Genomic DNA, 9,107 nt, shown 5'->3' on the forward strand with positions numbered 1-9,107 from the left:
GCCACGACCCGGTCGCACAGCTCGCGCACGGCCCCCTCGCCGCCCTGCCGGGTCAGCACGACGCGGGCGGCGGCCCGCACCCGGGGGTGCGCGTCGGGCACCGCGATCGGCCAGCCCACCTCGGCCATCGGCCCCAGGTCGTTCACGTCGTTGCCGACGTACGCGACCCGGGCCGGGTCGAGCCCCTCGATGGTCAGCCAGTCGCGCAGCACGGTCCGCTTCTCCGCCAGCCCCTGCAGCACCGGCACGCCCAGCTTGCGGGCGCGGGCGGCCACGACCGGGTTGTGCTCGGTCGACATGACCAGCACCTTCACCCCGGCCTTGCGCAGCAGCGAGACGCCCATGCCGTCGGAGCGGCTGACCAGCACCATCTCGCGGCCCTCGGAGTCGACGTACGCGCGGTCGTCGGTGTGCACGCCGTCGAAGTCGGTGATGACCGCGTCCACGTCGATCGGCTCGGGCGCGTCCAGCAGCGGCGCGAGCGCGCGGACCAGCTCCAGGTCCACCGGCTCGTCGACCTCGATCGCGTGCTGCGGCGACACCGGCTGCACGGCGACCGTGCCGAAGAAGCGGTGGCCGTGCTCGCGCAGGCCCGAGGCACGCATGGCGTAGAACGCGCCGTTCTCCCTGAAGTGGGGCTCACGGTCCTGCCGGCGGGGCCGGAACGCCGGGTCGTGGTTGATGCCGGAGCCCGCCGCCGTCCAGAGGAACTCGTGGGTCGGCAGCCCCGAGACCACCGAGTCGGCCTCACCGTCGAGCACCCTGCGCACGGCCTCCGACAGGTCGGCCGGGTCGATGAAGGCGCTCGTGCACTGCACCAGCACGACCACCTCGGGCTCCGAGCCGAGCGCGTCGAGCGCGTGCAGCACCGCCGACTCGCTGGAGGCGGTCGCGCCGCTCAGCTCCTCCGGGCGGTCCACGACGAGGGCCCCCGACTCCCTGGCGACCTCCGCGATCCCGGCATGGTCGGTGCTGACCACCACGGCGTCGATCAGCTCGGCCCGCTGACACGCGCGCACCGCGCGAGTCACCAGCGGGACGCCGCCCACCTTGGCGAGGTTCTTCAGGGGAACGCCCGCCGAACCTCCGCGGGCGGGAACTACGGCAAGGACTCGCAACGTGACTCCTCAGTGCTTACGGGTTGCACCAGAAGTTAGAGGCCGGGGTTGAACGACCAGCGTCAGCCCTCTGAACTTTCCGTGGGCATCCGGTAGAGCAACTCTGGACGGCCCACCCCGCCGTAATGCGGGAACCTCACCGCCACACCCAGCTCGACCAGGTACTCGAGGTAGCGCCGGGCGGTCACCCTGGACACCCCGGCCGCCGTGCCCACCGCCTGGGCCGAGACGCCCTCCGGCCGCCCGCGCAGCTCGGCGGCGACCGTGTCGAGCGTGTCCTGCGTCATGCCCTTGGGCAGCTCGGTGGTGCCGCGCAGGGTGCCGAGGAACCGGTCCACGTCACCCTGCCCGACGATCTCGCCCGCCTCCCGGCGGAAGCGGGCGTAGCGGGTCAGCTTCTCCTGGAGCGCGGCGAACGCGAACGGCTTGAGCAGGTACTGCGAGACGCCCAGCGACACCGCCGAGCGCACCATGGCCAGGTCCCGCGCCGAGGTGATCGCGATGACGTCGCAGAGGAGCCCACCGGCCCGCACCGCCCGGCACACCTCCAGCCCGTGCATGTCGGGCAGATACAGGTCGAGCAGGATCAGGTCGACCGGCGTGTGCCGCAGGAACCGCAGCGCCTCCCCGCCGGAGCGCACGACGGCGGCCACCTTGAAACCGGGCACCCGCTCGACGTAGATGCGGTTGGCCTCCGCGGTGATCTCCTCGTCCTCGACGACCAGCACGGAGATCATGTGACGCGCTCCGGCGCCGGCAGCCGGACGGTGAACACGGACCCGTCCACCTCGATCGTGCCTCCCAGCCGCCGCACCGCCTGCCCGACCAGCGCCAGGCCCAGCCCGTGCCCGTCGCCCTTGGTGGTCCACCCTCTCCGGAACGCCTCGGGCACGGTCAGGCCGGGCCCGTCGTCGGCGACCCTGACGACCAGCCCGCCGGTGCCGCCGCGCACGTGCACCTCGACCCGCGAGGCCGCCTCCACGGCGTTGTCGATCAGGTTGCCGACGATCGTCACCAGGTCGCGCGTGTCCAGGCCCGGGTCGTCCAGCTCGCTGTCGTCGCTGATCACCAGCTCGGCGCCGCGTTCGGCCGCCTCCGCGCTCTTGCCCAGCAGCAGCGCCGCCAGCACCGGCTCGCGCACCGCGCCCATCACCCGGTCGGTCAGCTCCTGCGCCGCCCGCAGCTCCGCCGTGCCGAACGCCACCGCCTCCTCGGTGCGACCCAGCTCCACCAGGGTGATCACCGTGTGCAGCCGGTTCGCCGACTCGTGCGCCGCCGACCTGAGCGACTCGGCGAAGCCGCGCTCGGCGTCGAGCTGCCCGGCCAGCGCCTGCAGCTCGGTGTGGTCCCGTACGGTGACCACCGTGCCGAGCCGGCTGGCGGCGCTGTTGACGGCGAGCACCCGGTCGCCGACCAGGTGGATGCTCTCCTCCTCCCGGCCGGCCAGCAGCTCCGGCAGCCCGAGGTCGGCCACGTGCCGCCCCTCGGCGTCGGCCGGCAGGTCGAGCAGGGCGAGGGCGGCGTCGTTGCAGAGCGTCAGCGTGCCGTCTCTGCCGACCAGCAGCAGCCCCTCCCTGACGGTGTGCAGCACCGCGTCGTGGTGCTCGTGGATGCGGCCCAGCTCGACCGGGCCCAGCCCGTGCGTCTGCCTGCGCAGCCGCGCGGTCACCAGCCAGGTGGCCGCCGCGCCCAGCCCGAGCGCGAGCGCCGCGATGCCCGTCATCCAGGCGAGCAGGCCGCGCAGCTTGGCGCTCACCTTGTCGACCTTGATCCCGGCGCTGACCAGCGCCGGGACGGAGCCCTCCGACTGGACGGGCACGACGGCCCGCACGGACGGGCCGAGCGTTCCGGTGTAGGTCTCGGTGAACGCCTCACCGCGCACCGCGGGTTCGATGTGGCCGAGGAACCTGCCGCCGATCTGGTCGGGGTTGGGGTGCGTGTAGCGGGTGCCGTCGGGCTTCATGATGGTGACGAAGTCGACGCCGGTCTCCGCCCGCACCCTCTCGGCGTACGGCTGCAGCCGCCTCGTCGGCGCCGGCTCGTCGAGCGCGGCCAGCACATCGGGGGAGGTCGCGACGCTGAGCGCGACCGCCTTGGAGATGGCGGCGGCCTCCGTGGTGACCAATTGCCGCGCCAGCACGGAGACGAGCGCGGCGCTGCCCGTCACGGTCACGGCGACCACGACGAGCTGCAGGACCAGCATCTGCCCTGCCAGGCTCCAACCACGCATCCCACCCTCACATCGCCCGCTCGGTCCTCACCTGGGCGCTCGCCCGGTGAACGAAACTTACGCAATGGTGACCTGGGTCACCACCGACCGCATAGTCACGCAGTGAGAAGGTTCGTCGCAAACTCGGAGAGCCCCCCATGCGTGATCGCACCCGCTATCTGTACCTCGCCGTCATCGTGGCGGTCCTGGCCGGGATCCTGGTCGGGTTCGTCTGGCCGGACGTCGGAAAGGAACTGAAACCGCTCGGCACCGGATTCGTGGCCCTCATCAAGATGATGATCAGCCCGATCATCTTCTGCACGATCGTGCTCGGCGTCGGCTCCGTCACCAAGGCCGCCAAGGTCGGCAAGGTGGGGGGGCTCGCGCTCGGTTACTTCATCGTCATGTCGACTGTAGCCCTCGTCATCGGCCTGGCGGTGGGCAACCTCATCGACCCGGGCACCGGGCTGCAGCTCACCGACGCCGCCAAGGAGGCCGCGGCGACCGAGGCGGCCAAGGGCGAGTCGACGAGCACAGTCGACTTCCTGCTCGGCGTCATCCCCACCACGCTGGTGTCGGCGTTCACCGAGGGCCAGGTGCTGCAGACGCTGCTCGTGGCGCTGTTCGCCGGGTTCGCGCTGCAGGCGATGGGCGCCAAGGCCACGCCGATCCTCAACGGCATCGGCCACATCCAGCGGCTCGTCTTCCGCATCCTCGCCATGATCATGTGGGCGGCGCCGGTGGGCGCGTTCGGCGCCATCGCCGCGGTCGTCGGCGCCACCGGCCTGGACGCGCTGAAGAGCCTCGCGGTCATCATGGCCGCCTTCTACCTCACCTGCCTGCTCTTCGTCGGCGTCGTGCTCGGGGCGCTGCTGTGGCTGGTCGCCCGGATCAACCTGTGGACGCTGCTGCGCTACCTCGGCCGGGAGTTCCTGCTGATCCTGTCCACGTCCTCGTCGGAGTCGGCGCTGCCCCGGCTCATCGCCAAGATGGAGCATCTGGGCGTCAGCCGTCCCGTCGTGGGCATCACCGTGCCGACCGGCTACTCCTTCAACCTCGACGGCACCGCGATCTACCTGACGATGGCCACCCTGTTCGTCGCCTCGGCGACCGGGTCGCCGCTCGGGTTCGGCGAGCAGGTGTCGCTGCTGCTGTTCATGATGATCGCCTCGAAGGGCGCGGCGGGCGTGACGGGCGCCGGGCTGGCCACGCTGGCGGGCGGCCTGCAGACGCACCGGCCCGAACTGGTCGACGGCGTGGGCCTCATCGTGGGGATCGACCGGTTCATGTCCGAGGCGCGGGCGCTGACGAACTTCGCCGGCAACGCCGTCGCCACCGTGCTGGTCGGCACCTGGACGGGCGAGTTCGACAAGGAGCGGGCGGCGCAGGTGCTCGCCGGGCACGCGCCGTTCGACGAGGCCACGCTGCTCGACGACGACGAGGCGGAGCGGCCCGAGCCGCCGGCCGCCCCGGTGGAGCGGGAGATGACACCGGCCGTCTAGGACGTCCTACGGCTTGCGGGCGACGCCCGCGTAGCCCATCCGGGCGAGTTGCTCGTTCATGAACGGCACCTCCTCGGGATCGACGAACGGCCAGCCGATCTCCGGCCCCAGCCCCGTGGCCAGGCCCGGCGGGATGAGCTCGAAGTCGCCGAAGAAGGCGGCGACCTCCTCGCCGGGCCGCGCGCAGAACGGGGCGTTGGCCTGCTTGTAGAACTCGGCGACCCGCCTGATGCGCTCGGGCTCCACGTCGCTGCCGACGTGCGAGATCGCCAGGTAGCTGCCCGGGGCCAGCGCCTCGCGGTAGCGGGCCACGAACCCGCGCGGGTCGTCGCTGTCGGGCACCAGGTGCAGGAGGAACATCATGAGCAGGGCCACCGGCCGGTCGAAGTCGATCAGCGAGCGCACGTCGGGATGCCCGAGCACCTCCTCCGGCCGGCGCGCGTCGGCCTCCACCATGGCCACCCGGGACGGGGAGGCCAGCAGCGCCCGCCCGTGCGCGGCCACCACGGGGTCGTTGTCGACGTAGACCACGCGGGCCCCGGGGGCGTGCCGGAGGGCGACCTCGTGCACGTTCTCGCGCGCGGGCAGGCCGGAGCCGAGGTCGAGGAACTGGGTGACGCCCTGGTCGCACAGGTGGCGCACCACCCGGCCGACGAGTGCGCGGTTCTGCCTGACCCCCTCGCGCGCGTCGGGCAGGACGGTCAGCACCAGCTCGGCCAGCTCCCTGTCGGCCTGGAAGTTGTTCTTGCCGCCCAGGTAGTAGTCGTACATGCGCGCCGTGTTGGGGGTCAGGGGATCGACCCCCTGCGGCGCCTGTTCCATCATGAGCCCATTTTCCCGGACGGCGGACCGCGCATGCCACTGTTTCAACAGTTCAACCTTGTACGGCAGGCAGCCGGAGCACGAACCGGGCGCCGCTGCGGCACCCCTCGGCCCGGATGGTGCCGCGGTGCGCCACGGCCACGTCCCTCGCGATGGCCAAGCCCAGCCCGGTGCCCCCGATGTCGCGGCTGCGCGCGGCGTCCAGGCGGGTGAAGCGCTCGAAGATGCGCTCCCGGTCGTCCTCGGCGATCTCCGCGCCGTCGTTCTCGACGGCGAGCACGGCCGTGTCGTCCCGGATGCTCACCGAGACCCTGACGTACTGCTCGGCATGGCGCTGGGCGTTGTCGAGCAGGTTCGTCAGCACCCTGGCGAGCTGCAGCCGCACCCCGTCGACCGAGGCGTTCTCGCACACCGACAGCCGTACCGGGATCTTGTCGTTGCGGACCGCCAGCTCCTCGCGGACCAGCTGGGCGAGGTCGATCCGCTCCTTGGCCGCGTCCACGCGCGAGCCGATCCGCGCCAGGAGCAGCAGGTCGGTGATGATCGCCTCAAGGCGGTCGGTGTCCCGCAGCGCGCTCTCGACCAGAGCGCCGAGATCGGTGTCCTCGGGGTAGAGCTGGGCGCTTTCGAGCTGGGCGCGCAGCCCGGCGATCGGCGTGCGCAGCTCGTGGGAGGCGTCGGAGGCGAACTGGCGCTGCTGGTCGGCCGAGCGCTCCAGGCGGGCCAGCGTGCCGTTGACGGAGGCGGCGAGCCCGGCCAGCTCGTCGTCGCCCATCGGCTGGGTCACCCGGCGGCTCAGGTCGCTGGCGTTGATCTCGTCCAGCTCGGCCCGCATCTCCGAGACGGGCCGCAACGCCCTGCCCATGATCAGCCACGTGGCCCAGCCCGTGAGCGCGATGAGCACCGCTATCTCCGTGAACACCACGGTCTCCAGCAGGCTCGTGGCGAGCACGCTCGGCGTGCTCATCCCGGCGTAGACGACGCGCGCGTCGGGCCTGGGCGACACCCGCGCGGCCGTCAGGTGGACGCACCGGGTGGGCAGGCAGTTCGTGGTGTGCACGACGGGGTTGTCAGGGGAGGGCCACACGTCGGCGAGCCGGGGCAGGTTCCTGGCCGCGTCGCTGGTGGCCACCACCTCCCCGCCGGGGGCGACGATCTGGATCAGGTCGACGGAGGCGTTGGGCACCGGGATGGAGGCGCCCAGCGGCAGCTCCCCCGCGTGCAACTCCGACGTGATGCGCTCGGCGGTCTCCCTGGTCTCGGCCACCACCCCGGCCGTCACCCAGGTCCTGGCCATGGCGACGCCGAGGATGCCCACCGGGATCAGCACGACGGCGGCGACGATCGTCGTGATGAGGGTGACACGGCCACGGAGGGAGACCGCCCAGATGGGGAGCATTCACCGAGGCTACTCACCGTGAATACCAGGTTAGCCCAGATGGGGAGCATTCACCGAGGCTACTCACCGTGAATACCAGGTTAAGTCCGGTAAAAGGAAAGTTTGCCCCAACTCGGGATTGCGTTTCCCCAGGTCAGAGTGGGTGGGGTCAGAGCTGGAGCCAGACCGTGCTGTCGGGGGCCACCGTGCCGTCCCCCTCCTGCGGGCCGCTCGCCAGCAGCACCTCGCCCGACAGGCCCAGCCCGGCCAGGGCGACCGGCTGCTCCCCGGTGTTGAGCACCACGGCCAGGCCGGGGGAACGTTCCAGCGCCAGGACGTCGCGCGGCGAGTCGATCCAGGTCACGCCGCCCCCGCCGAGGGCCGGATGCTCCTTGCGGATGCGTAGAGCGGTCCGGTAGAGGTGCAGCGTGGAGCCGGGATCGTCCCGCTGGGCCTCGGCCGAGAGCGCCCGCCACGAGTCGGGGATCGGCAGCCAGGGATCGCGCCAGCCGCATCCGGGCGCGCTGGTCCACGGCAGCGGCACGCGGCAGCCGTCGCGGCTCTCGCCGGTGCGCCGGAACGCCGGGTCCTGGCGCAGCTCGTCGGGCAGGTCGAGCACCTCGGGCAGGCCGAGCTCCTCGCCGTTGTAGAGGTAGGCGGAGCCGGGCAGCGCGAGCATGAGCAGCGTGGCCGCCCTGGCGCGGGCCAGGCCGCCGTGCCGGGTGACGTGACGCGGCTTGTCGTGGTTGGACAGCACCCAGGTGGTGGGCGCGCCGACCAGCCGCGACTCGGCGAGGGCCTTCTCGATGACCGTGCGGAACGACTTGGCGTGGAAGTCCGCCATCATGAAGTCGAAGCTGAACGCCTGGTGCAGTTCGTCGGGGCCGACGTAGCGGGCCAGCCGCTCGGGCGACGACACCCATGCCTCGGCCACCGCCATCCGGCCGCCCGGGTAGGAGTCGAGGATGGGCCGCCACTCGCGGTAGATGTCGTGCACGCCGTCCTGGTCGAAGTACGGCACGCGCTCGTCGCCGAGCAGCTCGGCCTGGCGGCCCTCCTTGGGGCCGACGTCCGGCAGCCCCTCGGCCTTGACCATGCCGTGGGCGACGTCCACGCGGAAGCCGTCGACGCCCCGGTCGAGCCAGAAGCGCAGGATGTCGCGGAACTCGGCGCGCACCTCGGGGTTGTCCCAGTTGAGGTCGGGCTGCTCGGGCGCGAACAGGTGCAGGTACCACTGGCCGTCCTCGACCTGGGTCCAGGCCGGCCCGCCGAAGATGGACTCCCAGTCGTTGGGCTCGTCGCGGAAGATGTAGCGGTCGCGCAGCCCGGCCTGGAACCACGGGTGCCGGTCGGAGGAGTGGTTGGGCACCAGGTCCACGATGACCCGGATGCCCAGCGCGTGCGCGTCGGCCACCAGGGCGTCGAAGTCCGCCAGGGTGCCGAACACGGGGTCCACGTCGCGGTAGTCCGCCACGTCGTAGCCGGCGTCGGCCTGCGGCGAGGTGTAGAAGGGGCTCAGCCAGACCGCGTCCACGCCCAGGTCGCTCAGGTGGCCGAGGCGCTCGCGCACGCCGGGCAGGTCGCCCATGCCGTCGCCGTCCGAGTCGGCGAAGCTGCGGGGGTACACCTGGTACACGACCGCGTCGCGCCACCAGTCGTCGTCGCCGAGCATGGCCGTGTTGCCGAGCATGGCTGTCCTTCTCCCGGGCTGTCCGTGATGTCTGATGCAGAATGGCGTGCGCGCTTGCGCCAGGTCAAGCGGAACTTGCGGAAACTTGCAGACTTTGTCCCGGTCCCGGTCAGCGCGTGCATGGCCGGGTCAAGCATGCTTCCCTGGAGGTGTGGATGAGGTAACGCTTTCTGCAAGTTCTTCCAAATTTTGCAAAAGGTCGCTAACGTCCCCGGAACGTAAGCCGTGAAACCGGCCATAACGATCTTTTTCCGGCGGCGGCACGTGGACGTGCCGCCGCTCCCCCATGACCTCGGGAGGTCTCCATGAAGCCAGCTCTGGGCGTGGCCGCACTCGCGACCCTGGCCCTCGCCGCCGCCGCGTGCGGCGGCGGCCAGTCCGGCGGCGC

At 71.7% G+C, this 9,107-nt stretch carries 7 protein-coding genes; 1 reads left to right on the forward strand and 6 read right to left on the reverse strand.

Annotated features, from left to right (window positions below):
• The 3 genes from DQW85_RS03145 to DQW85_RS03155 form a co-directional block, all read right to left on the reverse strand.
• Positions 1-1,118, reverse strand: a 1,118-nt coding sequence (locus DQW85_RS03145; protein WP_162794687.1) for an acylneuraminate cytidylyltransferase, incomplete at its 3' end; no start/stop codon positions are given.
• A 62-nt stretch (positions 1,119-1,180) separates the two neighbouring features.
• Positions 1,181-1,855, reverse strand: coding sequence for a response regulator (locus DQW85_RS03150; RefSeq protein ID WP_113698915.1), 675 nt, complete (start codon positions 1,853-1,855; stop codon positions 1,181-1,183).
• Positions 1,852-3,321 carry a sensor histidine kinase gene (locus DQW85_RS03155; protein WP_240196892.1) on the reverse strand — a complete coding sequence of 490 codons (1,470 nt, stop codon included), beginning with the start codon at positions 3,319-3,321 and terminating at the stop codon, positions 1,852-1,854. Before DQW85_RS03155 ends, DQW85_RS03150 begins: the two co-directional genes overlap by 4 nt.
• A gap of 164 nt (positions 3,322-3,485) precedes the next feature.
• On the opposite strand from DQW85_RS03155, the gene DQW85_RS03160 reads away from it, so the two are divergent.
• Positions 3,486-4,829 carry a cation:dicarboxylate symporter family transporter gene (locus tag DQW85_RS03160; RefSeq protein WP_113698917.1) on the forward strand — a complete coding sequence of 448 codons (1,344 nt, stop codon included), beginning with the start codon at positions 3,486-3,488 and terminating at the stop codon, positions 4,827-4,829.
• 6 nt (positions 4,830-4,835) lie between these two features.
• Here the strand turns inward: DQW85_RS03160 and DQW85_RS03165 are convergent, their stop codons facing one another.
• The 3 genes from DQW85_RS03165 to DQW85_RS03175 form a co-directional block, all read right to left on the reverse strand.
• On the reverse strand, positions 4,836-5,654 hold the full coding sequence (locus DQW85_RS03165; RefSeq protein WP_113698918.1) for an SAM-dependent methyltransferase: 819 nt from the start codon (positions 5,652-5,654) through the stop codon (positions 4,836-4,838).
• Positions 5,655-5,703: 49 nt separating this feature from the next.
• Entirely contained in the window at positions 5,704-7,050 is a 1,347-nt protein-coding gene (locus tag DQW85_RS03170; protein ID WP_113698919.1) for a sensor histidine kinase, read from the reverse strand.
• 148 nt (positions 7,051-7,198) lie between these two features.
• Positions 7,199-8,719 (reverse strand): glycoside hydrolase family 13 protein, encoded by a 1,521-nt coding sequence (locus DQW85_RS03175; protein WP_113698920.1) that lies wholly within the window; start codon positions 8,717-8,719, stop codon positions 7,199-7,201.
• Between the last annotated feature and the right edge of the window lie 388 nt (positions 8,720-9,107).

This window comes from Nonomuraea lactucae, from assembly GCF_003313395.1.
GTDB classification, from domain to species: Bacteria; Actinomycetota; Actinomycetes; order Streptosporangiales; family Streptosporangiaceae; genus Nonomuraea; species Nonomuraea lactucae.